Raw genomic sequence first — 19,938 nt, forward strand, 5'->3', positions numbered from 1 at the left:
GATGAAACTGATCGACTGGCTCGCCTCGGACGCCGGCTTCAATCTGGTGACCTATGGCGTGGAAAACGAGCAGTACACTTTCGACAAGGCTAAAAACCGGGTTCAAATGACGGTGCCTTCCTATTCCGAGCTGTATGCGCAGGGCTTCTCCAACCCGATCCGCTTTATTCAAGTGGTCGACCGGCGCTGGATGACGGAGGAGGCGCTGTCCGCGATGGAGATTACGAATAAATATACGATCAAGAATCAATTCTGGAAAACAACGCAGGGCATGCTCGACTATCCCGATCTGCCGAAGCTGTGGTCGGAATATTTCGCCAAGATCGTTACGGGTACATGGCCTGTCGATAAATGGGATGAATTTGTCACGAAATATTACAGCCAGGGCGGCAAAGAAATTGAGAAGCAGGTAAACGAGGAGTGGAACAAAACGAAGAAATAGCGGGCCTCTGCCGCTCGGGCATTCAGCTCTAAGCATCCGGCTCTCGGATAGACTCCGACGCGTCCCCTGGCTCTCCGGGAAAAGGTTTTTAACCGTTCAGCTAGAACATAATGTAGAAGAAATACAATCGGGTGTGGAACGGTTCCATCCATCGGGGGGCAAGGGGGCAGCCAGGCTATGAAAGATGCGAAACGGAAGTCTCAATTCGGGAAAATGCTGTTATCGTACTTATTGACCGTCATACTCCCGGTCGTCATTATCAGCTCATTGTATTACGTGCATATGGCGGTGGAAAAGAAGCAGGAGCTTCAGAAGCAGGCGTCGGCCGATCTGGACGCCTTATACGTGCAGACCAAAATGGCGAAGGACAACATCGATAATCTGGCGCTTCAGCTGGCATTAACGCCGGATCTCAACGCCAAGCTGACCAATCCGTTCGAGGCGGATATGTATGATTTCAGCGTGCTGAAGGAGCATCTGAAGAGTCAAATATCGGCAAGTCCGCTGATCTACTCAATGTACGTTTACTTTAAGCTAAACGATAAAGTATTGACGACGCGCGAAGGGTTTTACCCGCGGTCTGAGTTTTTCGACAAGGACCTGCTGGAGCGGATCCTGCAGCGCGGGGAAGGGCAGAGCGACTATGAAGTCCGTCTGCTGCAAAGCTCGATGGACCCATCTCTGGAGGTCATCAGCTTTAACCGGCCATTGCCTGTCACCAGCAAAGAGACGCTCGGCCAGCTGGTGCTGAATGTCCGCAAGGACGTGTTCTTCGGGATGGTGGAGCGGCTTGCAGACACGCAGCTGAACGGCATTACCATTCTTCGGTCGGACTCCGGTGAAGTGGTGTACGGCAGCGGAACGCCTGCCTTGTTGGAAGGGATATCTCCTGACAGCATGACCGGCTCGCGCATCGTCACTGATCATGGAGAGGAGCAGTTTCTCACCTACGTCAAATCCCGGTTTAATTCCTGGGTATTCGTCAAAAGCACGCCGTTCAGCGAGTACCAGCAGGCGATGGCGGGAATCCGGAGCGCGATTCTGCGCACCGCTGTGGTTGTGCTGATCATCGGCTTCGTCATGTCCTATCTGATCTCGATTTTCATGTACGGACCCTGGAAGCAAATGATCCGCGAGCATGAAGAGATTAAGAGGACGATGGAGCGTACCAAGCCGATCGTGAAGCATAGACTCATCTATGACATGCTGAATAATTACATTACCGAGCCGAACCAGATCCGCGATCATCTGCAGCAGGTCGGCGTCCATTTTCCGTTCAGTCATTACACGGTCCTTTTGGTAGCCCCGTTCTACAAGGGAGCTCAAGAGGCGGAGCATGAACCTAACCTGCTGGCCTTCAGCTTTGTTGAAAACGCTTTATCGAAGGCGATGCCTATTGCGGGCACGCTTTTCGGACCATGGCCAGTTCGGCTTCATTCTGAATCTGGAGCACGCAGAGCTGGAGGAGACCCAGCAGCAGGAGCTGGCTCTTGGGCTGCATGAAATCAACGAGAGCCTGCAGCAGCAGCATGGCGTCAGTCTGCAGTTTGCCGTGGGACGAAGCGGTTCCTTACTGGACGGTATCCATCTTTCTTATGCCGAGGTCAAGCGGATGATGAATTATAAGGCGCTGTTCAACAAGTCGGATGTCGTGTTCGTCCAAGAAGTGGAGACAGACCATCGTATGGAATATCCGTTAGCGGTGCAAAAGGAGCTCGCCCATCATATTATGGCGGCCGATCATAGCAAAGCGAATGAGTCTGTAACCGGGTTTATGAAGACTTACGTTCAGAAGAGCGGAAGCTCCCGTGAGCGGCTGCTGGAAATGATCATTATGCTGATCAGCGGCACAATGAACGACCTGTACCAGGAAGGGTACGACGCCTTTATCTCGATGAATCTGCTGGAGCTGAACAGCTGCCGCAACAACGAAGAGCTGGAGGCGTTTATCCGGCGGTTTGTCGAGGAGCTGATCGGGAAGCTGGAGCGGCAGAGGCAGGAGAGCAGCACCTACAGCCTCTACATTGCCAAGGCCATCGAATATATCGAGATGAATTACCAAAGCAACATATCGGTAACGGATATTGCCGACCATGTAGGCCTTAGCGGAAGCTACCTGAGCCGGGTGTTCAAGGCCGAGACCGGCAAGCCGCCGCTTGAATATTTGAGCCGGCACCGCATTATGCGCAGCAAAGAGCTGCTCCAGCACGACGTCCGGTCGTCTATGCAGGAGGTTAGTCAAGCGGTTGGTTACCATGATGCGCACAGCTTTATCCGATTTTTCAAAAAGTACGAGGGCTTGACGCCGGGCGAATACCGGAAGAAGCTTCTGGAGAAAAAAGACCCCGTCCAGCCCGGATAGCCCGAAGAGAGGAGGCCGGACGATGAATCATGAGACAGCACTGCACCGGAGAGCGCCTTACGCGGCGCGGAAATCCCGGATGATCCGGCTGCTGAACAAATATAAATATTATTATTTGCTGATGCTGCCGGGTCTGCTGTATTTCCTTATTTTTAAATATATCCCGATGGGCGGCATCCTGATCGCCTTCAAGGATTACAAATTGGCCAAAGGGATTTTTGACAGTCCCTGGTCGGGCTTTAAATGGTTCGAGATTTTGTTCCAAACGGAGGATTTCTGGCTGGCTCTCCGCAATACGGTTATTATCAGCTTCTATAAGCTCATCTTCGGATTTCCCGCGCCGATTGCGCTGGCGCTGCTGCTCAATGAGGTCATGAGCAGCGCGTTCAAGCGGATTATTCAAACGATTGTATATTTCCCGCATTTTTTATCGTGGGTCGTGCTGGGCGGGATGATGTTTACACTGCTTTCGCCGACGACAGGCATATTAAGCCTGTTCGGGGTGTCCAACTCTCCGGTCATGCAGCCGGAGCATTTCCGTTCGCTGCTCGTCTGGTCGAATATATGGAAGGAGACTGGCTGGGGCACGATCATTTATCTTGCGGCGATGGCAGGCATTAATCCCGAGCTGTACGAAGCGGCCCGGATGGATGGAGCCAACCGGCTCCAGCTGGTGCGTTATGTGACGCTGCCCTCCATCGCTTCGACGATCGTCATTCTGCTTATTTTGAGAACGGGCCATATATTATCGGCCGGATTCGACCAGGTGTTCATTCTGTACAACCCGCTGGTATACAGCGTAGCGGATATTTTGGATACGTATGTGTACCGAGTAGGCTTGACGATGGGGCGGTACCCTCTTGCCGCTGCGGCGGGCTTGTTCCAATCCGCTGTCGGTCTGCTGCTGCTGTTGTTCTCCAACATGCTGTCCAAGCGGCTGGGCGGCAGCGGCCTATGGTAAGTTATTTACATTTGTAAACGAAATTCAATGATACGGGCACTCGGTGAGGGCGGCTTAAGGCTCCTTTCGCCGGGTGTCCATGTGAAGGAGTGAATATTTCATATGACGAACCAGCAAGTCACTAAGCAGCAGCGGCAACATGACCGCCCTAACGTGATCGTATTTTTCACGGATCAGCAGCGCTGGGATACGACGGGCGCGCATGGCAATCCGCTGAATTTGACGCCGAACTTCGACCGGATGGCGAGGGAAGGGACGCACTTGGTTCATTCCTTCACCTGCCAGCCGGTGTGCGAACCGGCGCGCAGCTGCCTGCAGACGGGCCGGTATGCTACCGATACCGGCTGCTTCCGCAACGGCATTCCGCTGCCGGACGAAGCGAGAACGCTTGCCCACTACTTCGGCGACGCAGGTTACCGTACGGCCTACATCGGCAAGTGGCACCTGGCCGAGGAGGACCCGGTTCCCGAAGCGGGAAGAGGCGGCTATGAGCATTGGTTAGCTTCGAATGTGCTCGAGTTTTCCTCCGACGCGTACGATACGGTCGTCTACGATAACGACTGCCGGGAAGTGAAGCTGCCGGGTTACCGGGTCGATGCGCTGACCGATGCCGCCATCCGTTATATCGATTCGCATCAGGACGATCCGTTCTTCCTGTTCCTGTCGTTTCTCGAGCCGCACCATCAGAACCATCTGGACAATTACCCGTCCCCTGACGTATACCAGGGCGCTTACGGAAGCCGCTGGATCCCGGCGGATCTCCTCGCGCTGGGCGGGACGGCGCCCCAGCATATCGACGGCTACTACGGGATGGTCAGAAGACTGGACGACGCGCTCGGCCGCCTGCTGGATGCGCTGAAGAGCCTGAAGCTGTCCGACAACACGATAGTGCTGTTTACATCGGACCATGCCTGCCATTTCAAAACGAGAAACGGCGAGTACAAGCGCTCCTGCCATGACAGCTCGATCCGGGTGCCGACTGCCATCTGCGGCCCCGGCTTCCAGCAGGGCCGCCGCGTCAGAGAGCTCGTCAGCCTGGTCGACCTGGCGCCGACGCTGCTTGATGCCGCCGGCATCCCTGTGCCGCAGGCAATGCAGGGCCGCTCGCTTGTTCCGCTGGTTCAAAGCGGAGGGCACCCGACTGGCCGCAGGAGGTCTTCGTTCAGATCAGCGAATCCCAGGTCGGCCGCGCGATCCGCACCGACCGCTGGAAATACAGCGTCTCCGCTCCCGATAAGCATCCGAACCGGGATGCAGGATCGGACGACTACGTCGAAGAGTTTCTGTACGATCTGCAGGCCGATCCGTACGAGCTGCACAACCTGGCCGGCGTCGACGCCTTCCGCGGCATCGCCGATCAGCTCAAGGCACAGCTGATCGCCCGGATGGTCGAGGCCGGGGAAACGGCCCCGGCCATCCGCAACGCGCCTGCCGCAGCCGCAGGCCAGCGCCGCGCAGCTGTAAGCGAGCTGCGCGTCAAGCTGTAACGCTTGCGCAGCCCTCGCTGCTCTTGCAGCTAAAAAAGCACAGCTCCCTTCCGTCGGGAGCTGCGCTTTTTGCTGTGTTCGAGCTAATTTTAGTTATACTCTATTATGCTCTATTCCCACTCTCTAGTTACTTTCTGGCTACGTTTTATTTATGTCTAAGCTGCTCTCAAGCTACTCCCGCTGGTTTGCTCTAGGTACGCTCTCCATACACGTGAGCCGGTGGAGGCGCGATAATCGCTGCTTTGAACAGAACAGAAAGCTTGGACAGATTGCCGCCACCTATGTTTTAGGCTGCAAATCCAATGGCCTCTAATCCAAGCTGCCTATGGAATAGAAGCCTGATACAGAAGCTGCTTGCAGGAGGGAATGATCGTAGCGCCGGTAAGTGTTGGGAAGGTACATATATGATGTGCTGAAGGTGGAAGGTTTGCTATATATAGGTTCGACTGACTTCCGCGTATTCCCGCCCATTGAGCAAGCTGCATAACTGCGGATTATCTTAATACCTTGCTTTAACAGGCAGCTGCAGCCATGTTTTGTTTTGCCCCAGCCTTCGCAGCTCAGGCAGTTCAGCTTGAAGCCCCGCCCAGCTCTCTGCAGCACCGGAGGAGCATGGGTATGGGGTGGAAAAACGACAGTGCCCGCCTTTGAAATCGTTTTCCTAACCTTTTAGCCTGTTCAATTCAAAAGGACACGATTTCAACAGCGGTTGTAACCCTATACCCATGCTCCTCCCAAGCATCCATCTTTACCCTGATAAATATTTAACATCACGAAATACCCGGTTCACTATTGTGACATAAGGCCAGGTTTAATATCGGTCGGTTCTAGCGTGACCGATCAAATCCGCCAAAATTTTTTGCATAAACCGCCACCGTTTTACATATATTTCTTCACACCGGGGAAAGCTAATAACACCGATTACAAATCTCCTTATGATTTAACGATCTGTTTATGTTCCTCTAATCTTGTCTTAATAATAGAGGGCTATGATACAGATATACAATGGAACGAAGAAAGGAAGAAAAGCATGATACTTTATCAATTGGCGAAACGTTTAGAGCAGCGCAAGCAGCTGACGCAAACCATTCTAACATCGGGAGACGAGCAGGCGGTAGACCAGCTGGTGTCGCAAAGGGAGCAGGTGGAGGAACAGCTGTTCACGCAAGCGAACCGTTGGAGCGCGGAAGGGAACGACGAATTTGTACTTGCCGGACTGGTACCCGACTCGGAATGTGACCTCGACGGAGAATAACTGGAATTAGCGGGAAAATGGAATGACCCCATTTTCTTTTTTTTGTGTTCGGCCCTTTTTCCGTGTAGAATGAGGAGTGCAAGGATTCTGCAAAGCAAAAGAGGGTACCGATATGAAAGTAGTGTTATCTACCTTAAACGCGAAATATATTCACACGTCTTTGGCGCTGCGTTATTTGAAGTCGTTCAGCGAGAAAGACTTTCCTATAGAAATTACCGAGTATACGATAAAAGACCCGGCGATGAACATCGTATCCGACTTGTACCAGAAGGAGCCCGATCTGATCGGGTTCTCCTGTTACATCTGGAACATCGAAGAGACGATTACCGTGGTCAGCATGCTCAAAAAAATTAATCCCCAGCTGACCATCGTGCTTGGCGGTCCCGAGGTTTCTTACGATACGGAGTATTGGATGAACCGGATTCCGGAGGTCGACTTCATCGTGATGGGCGAGGGGGAGGAGACGTTCCACCACCTGCTGCAGGAACTGAACGGCGACCGTAAATTTTACAGCGTGTTCGGAGCTGCTTACCGTAAGGAAGACCGAGTCATCATCAATCCCCCGCGTCCGAAGCTGGCGCTCGACGATATTCCGACGCCGCACCGGTTTGCGGAGGATGTTCCCAGCCTGGCGAACCGCGTGGTCTATTTCGAGACAAGCCGGGGCTGTCCGTTCAGCTGTCAGTTCTGCTTATCTTCTATTGAAGTAGGCGTGCGCTATTTCGATATGGAGCGGACGAAGAGCGACCTGCTCTATTTGATCGAATCCGGAGCGAAGCTGATCAAATTCGTGAACCGCAACCTTCAACATCAAGCGGGATTACGCGCTCGAAATTTTTGAGTTCCTTATTCAGAACCACCGCGGCTGCGTGTTTCAATTCGAAATTACCGCGGATATCATGAGGCCGGAAGTATTGGATTATTTGGCGGAGCATGCGCCGCCGGGCGTGTTCCGTTTTGAGATCGGCGTGCAGTCGACCAACGATTTGACGAACAGCCTCGTGAAGCGCCGGCAAAATTTCTCCAAGCTGACGCGTACCGTGCTGAAGGTCAAGGAAAGCGGCAAAATCGATCAGCATCTGGATCTGATCGCAGGGCTGCCGGAGGAGGATTACAACTCGTTCCGCAAAACGTTTAACGACGTGTTCGAGCTGGAACCGGAGGAGCTGCAGCTGGGCTTTCTGAAAATGCTGCGCGGCACCGGCATGCGGGCCGACGCGGAGAAATACGGCTACAAGTTTATGGACAATGCCCCTTATGAGATTCTCGGCAACGATATTTTGCCTTTCTCCGACATTGTCAGAATCAAGCGGGTCGAGGATGTGCTGGAAAAATACTGGAATGCCCATCGGATGGACCATACCGTCAATTATTTGATCCGGGAGGAATTCCCCTCGGCGTTTGATTTCTTCCAGCTGTTCGGCGACTATTGGGAGACCCGCGGCTGGCAAAAAATCGGCCACCAGCTTGAGGATTTGTTCACACGCCTCCACGCTTTTCTGACCCATCGGGGGACCCGGGGGATGGACGTCATCGAAGGCTTGATGAAGCTCGATTATTTCCTAAATCATAAATACAAGCCGCGCAAGATTTGGTGGGACTTCTCGCTGGATAAAAGCACTCAGTCCGATTACATTCGCAGACTGGCTGAAAGGCCGGACGAGGTATCGGAAGCTTTTGCGGCGCTGCGTATGAACGAGAAAGATCTGCATAAGCACACGATGCTTGAAGTGCTGCCGTTCCGGCTGAATCATTATTTGGCAAGCGGCGAGCTGCTGACAGGTGAAGAACAGCTGCTCATCGTTCATTTTCCGCCGGACACGGCGTCGCGGGCCCAATTGTATACATTGGCCCTCGGGGCGATGGAGCCGAGCCTTTAAGCAGCTTATAGCAAGCAACCAGCCTCACACAAAAGCAAAAAAGGAGCCACTGTCATTGGTTAACTGGATTTCCGGCCGAGTGGCGTCGTAGCTTCTATATAAATAGTAAAAAGAGCCGTTCCCATTGAACTGCGCCCTTCGTTAGATGTACGTCTAACTTCTTGGGGCAATACACAATGGTCGGCTCTTTTTTCCTATATTAAAGAAAGGGACCCTCGAGGCCGCATCTCCAGAAAAGAAGAGAGATGCCGGCAGACGCGGGTCCCTTAGTTATACAGCTTAAGGCAAATAACTGCGCAGCACCGTCATAGAGCCGGTCAGCGAATAATCACCGAGGTTTGCCGGAATCAAGTAGCACTCCCCAGGCTTCACGGAAAGCTCACCATCGGCCCAGCGGATGGTGCCGGTACCGTCGCAAATGATGTGAATTACAAAGCTGGCTCCCGTCGTTTGCAGCGGCCATTCCTGCTCGACCTTTCCTTTTTCCGTAACAAAGAAAGGAGAGTTGGCTAAGGTCAGCCACTCGTTAGCTGCGGTCAAACCGGTTTTCATGAAGGTGGCTCCCGAGCCTTCGTAAGCGATGACGTTCAGGGAATCTTCGATGTGCAGCTCGCGGGGCTTGCCGTCTAGACCCAGACGGTCATAATCGTACAGACGGTAGGTGCTGTCCGAGTTTTGCTGAATTTCGGCGACAAGGACGCCTGCACCCAGCGCATGAACCGTTCCGGCAGGAATATAGAACGAATCGCCGGCCTCGACCGGAACCTCCCGCAGGCTGTCCAGAATCCGGTTTTCTGCAATGGCTTGGGCCAGCTGCTCGCGTGTAACCCCATCGTTTAGCCCGTAAATAATTTTGGCACCCGGCTTGGCGTCAAGGATGTACCACATTTCCGTTTTGCCTAGCTCGCCTTGCGGAAGTCTATCATAATGATCGTTCGGATGCACCTGCACCGATAGATCGTCCTGGCAGTCCAACAGCTTAATTAAGAGAGGAAAACGGCCGTTTTTCTCGGAAAAGCCTTTGGCTCCAAAAAAATCTTTGCCGTACTGCTCGCGGATTTGATCCAGACCGAGTCCGGCAAGCTCTCCATTCACGACACGGGTTGTGCCGTTCGGGTGATCGCCGATCATCCAGCCTTCGCCGATGGGCCCATCGGGCAGCTCCAAGCCGAACTGTTCCAGATTGCGGCCTCCCCATACACGTTCTTTCATTTCAGGTTTAAATAATAAAGGATATGGTTTCAACATGCTCCCTACTTTCTACTTATTAGCCATTCTGCCTCTGTGGGCGGGTGCAATATGCTACATGCCATTATATCAATCAGCCAGACGCTTTTCTACCGCAATGCAGTAGGGCGGATGGTTCTTTTGATTCAGGAAGCGGTATTCCAGCACCTGGTACTGCTTCTGGGGAAGCTGCTCCGCCCATGTCCGGACGGCGGCCGCTTCCTGTTCGCCGCCTTCATGACCGGTATACAATATAATAGTAAGAATACCGCCTTTGCGCAGCCACTCGACCGACTGCCGAAGAGCGGGAAGGGTGCTGTCCGGTACCGTTACCGTCTGATGATCGGCTCCGGGCAAATAGCCGAGATTGAACATCACTGCCGCGACGCGGCCTTTGGCATGCGGCGGCAGCGTTTGCTCCATCAGCGCATGACTGCGTTCATGGAGCTGAACGGGTACCGGCGCGAACGCGCTGAGCTCCTGCTCCAGACGCTGGCGGGTGCGTTCCAGCGCCTGCGCCTGGATGTCAAAAGCATGCACGGAGCCTTCCGGTCCGACGCATTTAGCCAAAAAAAGCGTGTCCACCCCGTTGCCGGCAGTGGCGTCCACTACCGTCTCTCCCGGGGAGACACGTTCTTCTATCAGCTTATGGGCATAGCTGAGGATGGATAAAAACCCCATATAAATAACGCTCCGATCTATGATTGCTTATTTTTGAGCCGAAAGCCATTGGGCCAGCTCTTCAATTTGCTCCGCTTTCAGCGTTTTTTGAAACGGCGGCATCGTTTTGCCGCCGTGGTTGATCATAGCGATAAGCTGATCTTGGGTGAGCCGGCTGCCGACTTTCGTTAAGGCCGGCCCGACATCCCCCTGCAGCTTGTCGCCATGACAAACCATGCAGTTGTCCTTGTACAGCGTCTCCGCTTTCAAGGAGACGCTGCTCCCGGAGGAGCCCCCGCCGGACGCCGCCGACGAGGAAGCGCCCGCCATGGGCGGCGTCACAAGATCCGTCGGCATCGGGGCCGTAGCCGGCTTGGAGCCGTCCTCGGACGCTGCCGGCGTTCCGGACGCCTTGGGCGGCTCGAGCATCGGCACGGTCGACGGCTTCTTCGCAGGCGGCTCCTCGAGCTTCGGCAGCTCCGCCTTGGGCAGCTCGGCCTTCGGCTTCGACCCGGTCGAAGCCGAAGAGGCTGCCGGAGGCTTGGCCGACTCGGACTTCGTGTCGGCCGGAGCTTCGCTGCCGCCTTGCGCCGCGGCGCCGTCCGTGCCGCTGCCTGCTGCGGCCTCGGCGGGCTGCTTCGCAGCGTCGGCGCTGTCCGCAGGCGGCGCTGCGAGCCCGGCTCCGGCACCCCCGCCCGGCTCGGCCGGCGCGGGCGCCGGGGGAACCGGCTGCACGGCAGGCGCATCCTTGCAGCCGCCTATCAGCACGACGGCCAATAGCGCCGTCGCTCCCAGGATAAGCTTCCTCATGTTCTGTCACTCCTTTGTCCTGGCTGGCAGGGTGGCATTCCTCGCTCCGCTTAGCGGGTTTCCGGCACACCTGCCTCTTTTTTCCAATACTTACCCTGCCATGTATCTCTCAAACGCAGCTCTGCGTCAATCGCGTTCAGGACTTCCCATTTTTTCAAGCTCCACATCGGTCCGATCAATAAATCCCGGGGAGCGTCTCCGGTCAGGCGGTGCACAATCATATCCGGAGGCAAAATTTCCAGCGTATCCGCAATTAATCGGACGTACTCGTCTTTTTCCAGAAATTGCAGAAGGCCGGCTTCATACTGCTTGACCATAGGCGTTTTACGCATGAGATGAAGCAAATGAATCTTGATGCCTTGCACGTCCATCTGAGCTACCGCACGGCCGGTCTCAAGCATCATCTCATGGGTCTCCCCAGGCAGCCCGTAAATGATATGGGTGCAGGTGCGGATGTTATGCTTGCGCAGCTTGGCAACCGCATCCAGATAGCACTGAGTGTCATGCGCGCGGTTGATGAGCTGAGACGTCGATTCGTGAATCGTCTGCAGACCCATCTCCACCCACAGGTAGGTTCGCTCATTCAGTTCGGCCAAATACTCGACTACATCGTCGGGCAGGCAGTCGGGCCGCGTAGCAATGGAAAGGCCGACCACGCCGGGCTGCTGCAAAATCACTTCATAATATTCCCGAAGCTCCTCTACCGGAGCGTAGGTGTTGGTGTAGGCTTGAAAGTAGCCGATATACTTCGCTTCAGGCCATTTTTTGTGCTGCAGATCGCGGATAGTGTTGAATTGAGTTACCAGATCGTCGCGGCGGCTTCCGGCAAAATCGCCTGAGCCGCGGGCGCTGCAAAAGGTGCAGCCGCCGGCCGCGATCGACCCGTCCCGATTCGGACAAGTGAAGCCGGCATCGAGCATGACTTTAAAAACTTTAGTACCGAATTGACGGCGCATTTCAACGTTCCATGTATGAAACCGCTTGTCGCCCCAAAGCTCGGGGACGCAGCGGTGTTGTTCCACTTGATTCATGAAATATAACCCCTTTGCTGACATAGCTTCTTTACATTTTACCGTAAAAGCTAAACCTTTGCGAATATTTCCTTGACAATAGCCTCCTAGTTCCGGCAAGGATATTTGATTCTGCAACCGACCATGCTAGTAGTGCACCAATAATACTTGATTGCGAAGGGAGAACTCAACAGTATGAACAAGTTTCGCAAAACAGTTTTGACCTTGGCACTGACAGCTTCTTTGGGAATGGGCGGCGCTCAGGCATTTGCTGAAATGAGCAGTGCGAATGCTACGGGTACAGCCACAGGTACGGGCACTTCCTCCGGCACTTATAGTACAACGGGAACGACAGGAACTTATAGCGGAAGCGGGACGACAGGGTCTTACGGTTCTTACGGAACGAATAATTATGGTACCAACACTTCCGGTACAGGGACAGGAACCGACACTTCGGGAACAACGACTTTGAATGGGACAGGAACAACGACGACAACAAATACGACAGGAACGAACACGACAGGTACGACAACGGGCAACAACGTGTACGATGCTGTCAGACATCCGGTAAAATCCAGCGAGCGTCTGTTCGGACCGTATGAATACTTACGGGACTAACAATGACGGCTACGGCTATGGCGGTAATTATAATACGTACAGCTACCGCGCTAACGCCGATACGACGACACGCAGCAACGGCGGCTGGGGATGGTTAGGTCTGTTGGGTCTATTGGGATTGGCCGGCATGAGAAGCCGTAACCGTTCCGAAGACCATATCGGTGACCGTTAATCGGGAAACCGATAGGAGGCGGCACGATGGATAGTGTTATGATTCCCTTCGGCGAGCAGAAGCTTGTCGTGGAGCTTAGCTTAAAGGAAGCTCTGGCCTTGAGCAGCGGAGCGCATTTTTGGCAGCAGCCGCAGCTTGCGGCGAGCGCGCGCAGAAAGCTGCGGTCCCAGCTGGAGAAACAGATGCTTCCGGGCTCCGACAAGATTCATTACCATGCTCTTGAGGTTTAATTTTGGTTCCTGCAGGCGGCTAAGTCATTTAGCCGCTCTTTTCATTCCTTGCAATTCGGGGTATAATCGTCTCTAATCGAGAGGTTTTGTAGACTATTGCACGTTTGTGGAGGATGAAGAATGCGTTTACGTGGCAGAAAAGGAATTCGGGAAGCGCTGGAAGCACAGCCGGAATTGATTGTACTGGAGCCGGCTCAATATAAAGGCAGATGGAAAGAATTGTTCGGCAACGATAATCCGATTCATGTGGAATTAGGTATGGGAAAAGGCCGGTTTATCAGCCAGCTCAGCTCGTTGAATCCTCAGACGAATTACATAGGCGTAGATATGTATGACGAGCTGATTCGCCGGGCCAGCGAGAAGGCGCAGGCTTCCCGGGAAGAGAATGGAGGGACTTTGGCAAACCTGAAGCTCGCTTTATTCAATATTGAGAAAATCGAGCACATGTTTGATACCAACGAGCTGGAGCGCGTCTATCTGAATTTCAGCGATCCTTGGCCGAAAAAGCGCCATGCCCGCCGCCGGTTGACTCACTCGGGCTTTGTTCGCAAATATATCGATATTTTAAATGAAAACGGAGAAATTCATTTCAAGACGGACTCCCGTTCGTTGTTCGAGTTTTCTTTGAATTCATTTGCCGATATGGGCTTGCGCATGCGCAATATTGCGTTGGATCTTCATGCCGAGGAAACGCGGACGGATTTGGTCATGACGGAATATGAAATGAAGTTCCACGATAAGGGCGTCAATATTCACCGGGTGGAGGTTGTCATCGGCGATAAAGCGCTGCAGACGCATCTTCATCAGCTGGAGCAGGCCGAGAGGCGTGAAACCGAGGCGGCTCAGAACGATAGAGAGCACGACGGCGAAGCGGATGCTTAATTATTCAAAATAAGGCAGTACCCTTTAATAACATACACTAGCGGCATGCCGGGTTCTTAACTTACTTAAGTAACCTTTGCATACCGCTTTTTTCTTATGTGCATGCTTGGCAAGAGGAAGAAGATCCCTGTCCATAGCCTGAGACAATCGGGAGATACTAAGCATTAAGCAGCTCTATCACAGCCAAGGGGCATTTTGTGGGCTTGTAGTCATCGGCGTGCCCTCTTGAAATAGAAGGGCGAAGAAGCTTATTCCCACCGCGCTCTTGACTGGCAAGACGGCCGAGCCGCTCGTCGATCGCTGCCTTCGATTGAATAGGCTCGCCTAGGCCGAGCTGAGTAAAATAATGTAGGTTTTCCTCCTCTTGACCGGGAATGGGCGAATAGAACAGCATAGGGATTCCTTTAGCCAGCGCTTCGGTGCAGGTCATTCCTCCGGGCTTTGTAATGAGCAGATCCGCTGTATCCATCCATTTATCGATTTCCTTCGTATATCCGATCAGCCGAATATTTTCATGACGGAATCTTTCATCATTCGACATGGCGGTCAAAGCTTTCTCATTGCTGCCGAGGCAGATGACGAACTGCACTTTATCTCTCCATGCGAAAAGCTCCGGCAGGAAGTCGTCCGGACGGACGAGTCCCCAGCCGCCTCCCATCACCAGCACCGTAGGCATAGCCTTGAGGCCAAACCGCTTCCGAAGCTTCTCCCGGCTGTTCGATCTCCAGAAATTCGGATGCACCGGAATGCCTGTCACTTGGATGGAATCGGAAGGGACACCGAGCTGCAGCAGCTTGCTCCTGACCTGCTGGGTTGACACAAGGTACTTATTGACCTCAGGATTTACCCAGGTTCCGTGCACATCATAATCCGTAACGACCGTACATAAAGGAATATCAAGCCCGGCCTGCTTCAACCGGGAAATGACAGCGTTCGGAAACGGATGCGTGCATACAATGGCGTCAGGCTGCAGCTGTCTTAAAATTTCCGCCGTCTGGGCATAAAAAATCCGGTGCAGAGCGAGACGGGTAAACCGGTTCAGCGATTTTTTATGAGTGCGGTACATCAATCCGCACAGCCGCGGCTGCACGGTAACCGTTTTTCGGTAAGCGGTAAAAATCCATGGCGCAAGAGTCGGATGGAGAAAGGCTCCGAGCTCCAGCACGTGTGTTTCTACATGGCGCGACAGCAGCCGCAGTCCCATAGAAAGCGCATGTGCCGCTTGCGTATGGCCGGTTCCGAACCCCTCGGATAATAACAAGACTCTTTTCTTACGCATAGTCATTCACCTTACCTTATGCCGAATGTGGATATGGACCATCTATACTCTTAGTATACCCACATTTTCCATATGCACTTGATGCCTCATACGAAAAATACAGCAGTGGCGAGCGCCGCCGTCGTACCCAGGATCGAGCCGGCCAGGCAGTCGGAAGGATAATGAAGCCCGAGATAAATGCGCGACAAGCCGACAAGGCAGGCCAGCGGCAGAACGATGGAGGCGAGCCAGGGACTGACGTAAACCAAAGGCACGGCTACCGAAAAAATGGCGGTCGTATGTCCCGAAGGGAACGAAGGGTCAGTCAACGGCTTTTTGCAGGTATTCGTATCGGGCAGAACGAGATAAGGGCGAAGCCGCGGATATTTGCGCTTCATGATGGAGACGGGAATATGGCTTAAAGCCAGTACGGCGCAGCAGTGAAAGCCTGCCAGCCTCCAGCTGCCCTGCCCGAAAATACATAAGCAAAGCGCTATGGCAATCGTTGCCGTTGCGCCTCCGAGATGGGTTAGCGTATTGAAAAAGCGGTCCAGCCACGCTCGCCGGAGGCGTTGGTTTATCCAACAAAATATGCGGTTTTCTTGCTGCTGAAGCCTTGATACGAATCGTCTCAAGGTGATCGCCTCCTTTAAGTTGTTAAAGGTAATACGTTGAATTGGAGCTTAAGGCTGCATTTTTTGGGATAAGCTTCTCTGCAGGCTCATATACATCATATTAAACCATTTTTGTTAATGGATGATTAAGCGAATAATAAATGTGATTCATTCGGGAACCGGCCCAAGCGGAGCGATGGATGCGCCCATACCGCAGTCGAAGCGGCAGCGCTTTCCGGCCCGGGAGGGAATGCCGCTGATCCAGGCTTGTCCCCGTCAGCCGCTTTTTCCACCGCTCGCCAGAGAATTTCGTTCAGCCGGAAACGGGCAGTCTCCAACCGCAGAAAAATGTCGACAGCTCTGTCTGTTTTCCGGTGGAATCCGACACCGTTCGCCAGTATTCGCAGCGGGCTATCGGCTATGTTCGCGGCTGTGCAGCCTGATTATTTCACCGGTTTGACGCTCGGGTGATTGGAACAGCGGCTGGCTGGGTAAAGGATACCATGCGCCGGCAGCCAGCGGGCTGACTTTGTCCGCAGGGGCTAGCTGGAGAATTTGTGCGCGCATTGGAATTGTTGTATCATAATGGAGAAGTTGCCGACAGTTGTCCGACACCTGCCGTAAATACAGTCTCCGGCCATCGTGGGATCGCACCAATACGGAGCTGTATGCGAACCTTTTGAAGTAATGTGGAAAATTAAGGAACGCCGTGTAGTGAAGAAGTACCCATGGCAGAATAATCCTGAAACCAAAATCTACGAAAAACAATGAAAACCATATGTAAAAAGCTCTATGGCAGAGAGCCTGATCGTTCTTATCCTGTTTTTCTCCTTTTCTAATCGAGTTCTGCCGTCAAGAGGCTGTAATACGCTTTTGACAAAACAGGGCAAAGAGAGGAAAATCATATTCGGCTACCCACACAAATCCAAAAGAGACCATCGAAGTTGTGTAAATAAAACTAGTAGAGAGAAAAAACTTTGAGGGTTCATAAAAAGGGGGATTTTTGATGCTAGGCAATGTTTTGTTGGGCATTCAGGTTGTCTTGGCGTTGATTGGTGTCTATCAGCTGTTTTTAACGTTCTTCGGCTGGTATCAACGCAAACCGAAAGCGCAGCATGCACCGCAAAAGTCGTTCGCTGTTCTGATTGCCGCTCATAACGAGGAGCAGGTCGTCGGGGCGCTGATCGACAATCTTAAAAGCCTGGATTATCCGAAAGAGCTTTACGATGTGTTCGTTATTTGTGACAACTGTACCGACCGTACCGCAGAAATCGCCCGGAGCATGGGTGTATACGCCTGCGAACGCCATAATCCGAAGCTGAGAGGCAAAGGCTTCGGTATCGAATGGATGCTGAAGGAGCTGTGGAAAATGCCGCGCAGCTATGATGGGATTGTCATGCTGGATGCGGATAACCTGGTCGCTCCGGATTACTTGAAACACATGAACAACGACCTGTGCAACGGGTCCCGAGTGATTCAAGCGTACCTCGATACGAAAAATCCGAACGATTCCTGGATTACAGCCGCTTATGCGGTGACTTACTGGTACTGCAACCGTCTGTGGCAGCTGCCGCGTCAAAACCTGGGGCTGGCTAATTTCCTGGGCGGTACCGGGATGTGCTTCGAGACGAACCTGCTGAAGGAAATCGGCTGGGGCGCGACGAGTTTGGTAGAGGACTTGGAATTTACGATGCGCTGCGTGCAGCGCGGTATTAATCCGACGTTTAACTTCGACGCGAAGGTGTACGACGAGAAGCCGTTGACGTTCAAGGCTTCGGCAAGACAGCGTCTGAGATGGATGCAGGGCCACTTCGATGTGGCGCGCCGTTACTTTATCCCGCTCTTCTGGCAGGGATTGAAGGAATGCAGCTGGTCCAAGCTGGATACAGCCGTATATGCTCTTAATGTGTATAACGTACTGGTCGCTTCCGTGCTGACGCTGGTTCTGTGGGGAGATATGATGATGCCGGGTCTGCCGGCGCTGAAATCGCTGTTCGATTATGCGCCGAACCTGTTCATGGTCATCGGTATCCTCAGCTACATTCAGTTCCCGCTGGCATTGGTGATGGCGAAAGCTCCGGCCAAAACCTGGCTGTACCTTGTTACTCTGCCCGTGTTCATGCTGTCCTGGTGGCCAATTACGGTATACGCCTTCTTCACTCAGAATAACAAGCAGTGGAGCCATACGGAGCATACGCGTGTGATCCGTTTGGAAGAAATGCAGAGCAAGCAGGTTAGCTAGAATGGTTTTCACATAGGCAGTTGACTTTTGCTGTCTGGTTATGATATGATCTTTTAGTGCAAAAGAAGAAGCGCCAAACTTCTCACCTGACGACGCGAGTCGGCTGGTTATCAAAGCTAGAGTGAACCTATGATGATATTGATCACTTGAACTTTAAGGACGCGGCGCTTGATACCCGCGTCCTTTTTAGTGTGAACAGGTTGTATATTGCAGTATTTTCATTACATTCCTTTACGGAGGTGGCAGGTTATTAGTACAGAACATTTAATTAACGATGAGATTCGGGCGAAGGAAGTTCGCTTGATCGGTGCAGATGGGGAACAGCTGGGAATTAAACCGATTCGGGAAGCGCTGCAGATCGCAGTGGATGCGAATTTGGATTTGGTTAACGTGGCTCCGACGGCGAAACCGCCGGTGTGCCGGATCATGGATTACGGGAAATACCGCTATGAAATGCAGAAGAAAGAGAAAGAAGCCCGTAAGAACCAGAAGATCGTCGAAATTAAAGAAATCCGCTTGAGCGCGACTATTGATGAACATGACTTTCAAACGAAGCTTCGCAACGTTGTGAAGTTTCTGAACGAAGGCGACAAAGTCAAGCTGAGCGTGCGTTTCCGCGGTCGCGAGATCGCCCATGCAAGCATCGGGCAAAAAGTGCTGGAGCGCATGGCCGCTGAAGTGGATGAACTTTCTGTGATTGAACGCAGGCCTAAATTGGAAGGCCGCAGCATGATCATGATTTTATCGCCGAAGCAGCAAGCATAAATATTAAGGAGGACTACACATCATGCCAAAAATGAAAACACATAGCAGCCTTAAAGGCCGTTTCAAGATCACAGGTACTGGCAAAGTCATGAGATACAAAGCCTACAAAAACCACCTGTTGTCCGGTAAATCCGCTCGTCAGAAGCGCGTATTGGCATCCAACCCGGTTATGGCTGCAGGCGATGTAAGACGCTTGAAACAACAGCTGTCCAACATCAACGGTTAATCTGATTTTATTCTACTTAAATTTTGGAGGTAATGGATCATGGCAAGAGTAAAGGGCGGGTTCGTAACTCGTCGTCGTCATAAAAAGATTTTGAAATTGGCAAAAGGTTATTTCGGTTCCAAACACCGTTTATTTAAAACAGCTAACGCGCAAGTGATGAAATCCTTGCTTTATGCATACCGTGACCGTCGTCAGAAAAAACGCGACTTCCGCAAACTGTGGATCACACGTATCAACGCGGCAGCTCGTCAAAACGGCTTGTCCTACAGCAAATTCATGCACGGTCTGAAATTGTCCGGCATCGAAGTCAACCGCAAAATGCTGGCTGACCTGGCTGTGAACGACATCAACGCGTTCAACGATCTGGCAACAGCTGCAAAAACGAAAGTCAACGCTTAATTATTAAGCTTCTATAGAACCTGGCGGCCTCCGGCTGTCAGGTTCTATTTTGTTTCTGGAGGCAGCGGGTTACGGATGTCCCCGGACTAGCGGGTCCTTAAGACATCTAATGAACTGCAGACAGGTTCGGCAGCTTCGGGACGAAGAGGCTCTCCGAGCTGGAGAGCCCCAGGCTGTCGAGAAACCCGCCTTTAAGTGAAAAAGGAGCACAGACGCAGGTGGGGTATCCAAGCTTATGAAGCCTGTTTTTCTACGAAAAACGCTTAGTTTACGTCCGCCTTTGAAATCCGTGAAAATACCTTTAAATCTAATCCAATTCACGGGTTTCAACAGCGGCTGGAGGAGGATACCCCACAGGAGTATCACACAAGTTCAGGGTTTCTCGACAAGCTCAGCCCTTTTTCTATCGATACTAATAATTACCTAACAAAAAATTAA

20 protein-coding genes and 1 pseudogene are annotated in these 19,938 nt (G+C 52.6%); 15 read left to right on the top strand and 6 right to left on the bottom strand.

The features are described from left to right. Position 1 precedes the first annotated feature (1 nt). The 7 genes and pseudogenes from ACHHV8_RS00575 to ACHHV8_RS00605 all read left to right on the top strand — a co-directional run bounded on the left by ACHHV8_RS00575 (position 2) and on the right by ACHHV8_RS00605 (position 8,387). A complete protein-coding gene (locus ACHHV8_RS00575; protein ID WP_395155816.1) occupies positions 2-442 on the top strand; it encodes a type 2 periplasmic-binding domain-containing protein in 441 nt (146 codons plus the stop codon). A 177-nt stretch (positions 443-619) separates the two neighbouring features. Next, the gene (locus ACHHV8_RS00580) at positions 620-1,945 is read left to right on the top strand and encodes a cache domain-containing protein (protein ID WP_395155818.1); all 1,326 of its coding nucleotides are present in this window, start codon (positions 620-622) and stop codon (positions 1,943-1,945) included. Further along, positions 1,839-2,804, top strand: a complete 966-nt coding sequence (locus ACHHV8_RS00585) for an AraC family transcriptional regulator (protein WP_395155820.1) — start codon at positions 1,839-1,841, stop codon at positions 2,802-2,804. The genes ACHHV8_RS00580 and ACHHV8_RS00585 overlap by 107 nt, the downstream gene beginning before the upstream one ends. 22 nt (positions 2,805-2,826) lie before the next feature. Beyond that, the gene (locus ACHHV8_RS00590; protein ID WP_395155822.1) at positions 2,827-3,765 is read left to right on the top strand and encodes an ABC transporter permease; all 939 of its coding nucleotides are present in this window, start codon (positions 2,827-2,829) and stop codon (positions 3,763-3,765) included. A 102-nt stretch (positions 3,766-3,867) separates the two neighbouring features. Further along, positions 3,868-5,142: a sulfatase-like hydrolase/transferase gene (locus ACHHV8_RS00595; protein WP_395155825.1), complete on the top strand. Its 1,275-nt coding sequence runs from the start codon at positions 3,868-3,870 to the stop codon at positions 5,140-5,142. Positions 5,143-6,282: 1,140 nt separating this feature from the next. Next, positions 6,283-6,507 carry a hypothetical protein gene (locus tag ACHHV8_RS00600; protein ID WP_395155827.1) on the top strand — a complete coding sequence of 75 codons (225 nt, stop codon included), beginning with the start codon at positions 6,283-6,285 and terminating at the stop codon, positions 6,505-6,507. Between the two features lie 112 nt (positions 6,508-6,619). Further along, a pseudogene (locus ACHHV8_RS00605) lies at positions 6,620-8,387 on the top strand (B12-binding domain-containing radical SAM protein). 279 nt (positions 8,388-8,666) lie between these two features. On the opposite strand, the gene ACHHV8_RS00610 reads toward ACHHV8_RS00605, so the two are convergent. The 4 genes from ACHHV8_RS00610 to mnmL all read right to left on the bottom strand — a co-directional run bounded on the left by ACHHV8_RS00610 (position 8,667) and on the right by mnmL (position 12,115). Beyond that, on the bottom strand, positions 8,667-9,635 hold the full coding sequence (locus ACHHV8_RS00610) for a type I phosphomannose isomerase catalytic subunit (protein ID WP_395155829.1): 969 nt from the start codon (positions 9,633-9,635) through the stop codon (positions 8,667-8,669). 69 nt (positions 9,636-9,704) lie between these two features. Next, on the bottom strand, positions 9,705-10,295 hold the full coding sequence (gene mnmM / locus ACHHV8_RS00615; RefSeq protein WP_395155831.1) for a tRNA 5-(aminomethyl)-2-thiouridylate-methyltransferase MnmM: 591 nt from the start codon (positions 10,293-10,295) through the stop codon (positions 9,705-9,707). A 27-nt stretch (positions 10,296-10,322) separates the two neighbouring features. Further along, the gene (locus tag ACHHV8_RS00620; RefSeq protein ID WP_395155833.1) at positions 10,323-11,084 is read right to left on the bottom strand and encodes a c-type cytochrome; all 762 of its coding nucleotides are present in this window, start codon (positions 11,082-11,084) and stop codon (positions 10,323-10,325) included. A 50-nt stretch (positions 11,085-11,134) separates the two neighbouring features. Next, on the bottom strand, positions 11,135-12,115 hold the full coding sequence (gene mnmL / locus ACHHV8_RS00625; RefSeq protein WP_395155835.1) for a tRNA modification radical SAM protein MnmL/YtqA: 981 nt from the start codon (positions 12,113-12,115) through the stop codon (positions 11,135-11,137). A 174-nt stretch (positions 12,116-12,289) separates the two neighbouring features. On the opposite strand from mnmL, the gene ACHHV8_RS00630 reads away from it, so the two are divergent. From ACHHV8_RS00630 to trmB, 4 genes are all read left to right on the top strand, one after another. Continuing rightward, the gene (locus tag ACHHV8_RS00630; RefSeq protein WP_395155837.1) at positions 12,290-12,712 is read left to right on the top strand and encodes a hypothetical protein; all 423 of its coding nucleotides are present in this window, start codon (positions 12,290-12,292) and stop codon (positions 12,710-12,712) included. Next, positions 12,693-12,884 carry a WGxxGxxG family protein gene (locus tag ACHHV8_RS00635; RefSeq protein WP_395155839.1) on the top strand — a complete coding sequence of 64 codons (192 nt, stop codon included), beginning with the start codon at positions 12,693-12,695 and terminating at the stop codon, positions 12,882-12,884. Before ACHHV8_RS00630 ends, ACHHV8_RS00635 begins: the two co-directional genes overlap by 20 nt. Before the next feature lie 26 nt (positions 12,885-12,910). After that, positions 12,911-13,114 (top strand): hypothetical protein, encoded by a 204-nt coding sequence (locus ACHHV8_RS00640; RefSeq protein WP_395155841.1) that lies wholly within the window; start codon positions 12,911-12,913, stop codon positions 13,112-13,114. A 120-nt stretch (positions 13,115-13,234) separates the two neighbouring features. Further along, on the top strand, positions 13,235-13,996 hold the full coding sequence (trmB, locus tag ACHHV8_RS00645; RefSeq protein ID WP_395155843.1) for a tRNA (guanosine(46)-N7)-methyltransferase TrmB: 762 nt from the start codon (positions 13,235-13,237) through the stop codon (positions 13,994-13,996). 157 nt (positions 13,997-14,153) lie between these two features. On the opposite strand, the gene ACHHV8_RS00650 is transcribed toward trmB, so the two are convergent. Together ACHHV8_RS00650 and ACHHV8_RS00655 are read right to left on the bottom strand one after the other, a co-directional pair. Next, positions 14,154-15,275: an MGDG synthase family glycosyltransferase gene (locus ACHHV8_RS00650; RefSeq protein ID WP_395155845.1), complete on the bottom strand. Its 1,122-nt coding sequence runs from the start codon at positions 15,273-15,275 to the stop codon at positions 14,154-14,156. 86 nt (positions 15,276-15,361) lie between these two features. After that, the gene (locus ACHHV8_RS00655) at positions 15,362-15,889 is read right to left on the bottom strand and encodes a phosphatase PAP2 family protein (protein WP_395155847.1); all 528 of its coding nucleotides are present in this window, start codon (positions 15,887-15,889) and stop codon (positions 15,362-15,364) included. A 985-nt stretch (positions 15,890-16,874) separates the two neighbouring features. On the opposite strand from ACHHV8_RS00655, the gene ACHHV8_RS00660 reads away from it, so the two are divergent. The 4 genes from ACHHV8_RS00660 to rplT all read left to right on the top strand — a co-directional run bounded on the left by ACHHV8_RS00660 (position 16,875) and on the right by rplT (position 19,500). Continuing rightward, the gene (locus tag ACHHV8_RS00660) at positions 16,875-18,110 is read left to right on the top strand and encodes a glycosyltransferase family 2 protein (RefSeq protein WP_395155849.1); all 1,236 of its coding nucleotides are present in this window, start codon (positions 16,875-16,877) and stop codon (positions 18,108-18,110) included. Positions 18,111-18,359: 249 nt separating this feature from the next. After that, the gene (gene infC / locus ACHHV8_RS00665; protein ID WP_395163389.1) at positions 18,360-18,875 is read left to right on the top strand and encodes a translation initiation factor IF-3; all 516 of its coding nucleotides are present in this window, start codon (positions 18,360-18,362) and stop codon (positions 18,873-18,875) included. Positions 18,876-18,897: 22 nt separating this feature from the next. Beyond that, positions 18,898-19,101: a 50S ribosomal protein L35 gene (gene rpmI / locus ACHHV8_RS00670; protein WP_395155851.1), complete on the top strand. Its 204-nt coding sequence runs from the start codon at positions 18,898-18,900 to the stop codon at positions 19,099-19,101. Between the two features lie 39 nt (positions 19,102-19,140). After that, positions 19,141-19,500, top strand: coding sequence for a 50S ribosomal protein L20 (gene rplT, locus ACHHV8_RS00675; protein WP_395155853.1), 360 nt, complete (start codon positions 19,141-19,143; stop codon positions 19,498-19,500). The last annotated feature ends 438 nt before the right edge of the window (positions 19,501-19,938 follow it).

Origin of the sequence: Paenibacillus sp. TAB_01, from assembly GCF_043945595.1 — a bacterium.
In the GTDB taxonomy this organism is placed as follows: domain Bacteria; phylum Bacillota; class Bacilli; order Paenibacillales; family NBRC-103111; genus Paenibacillus_S.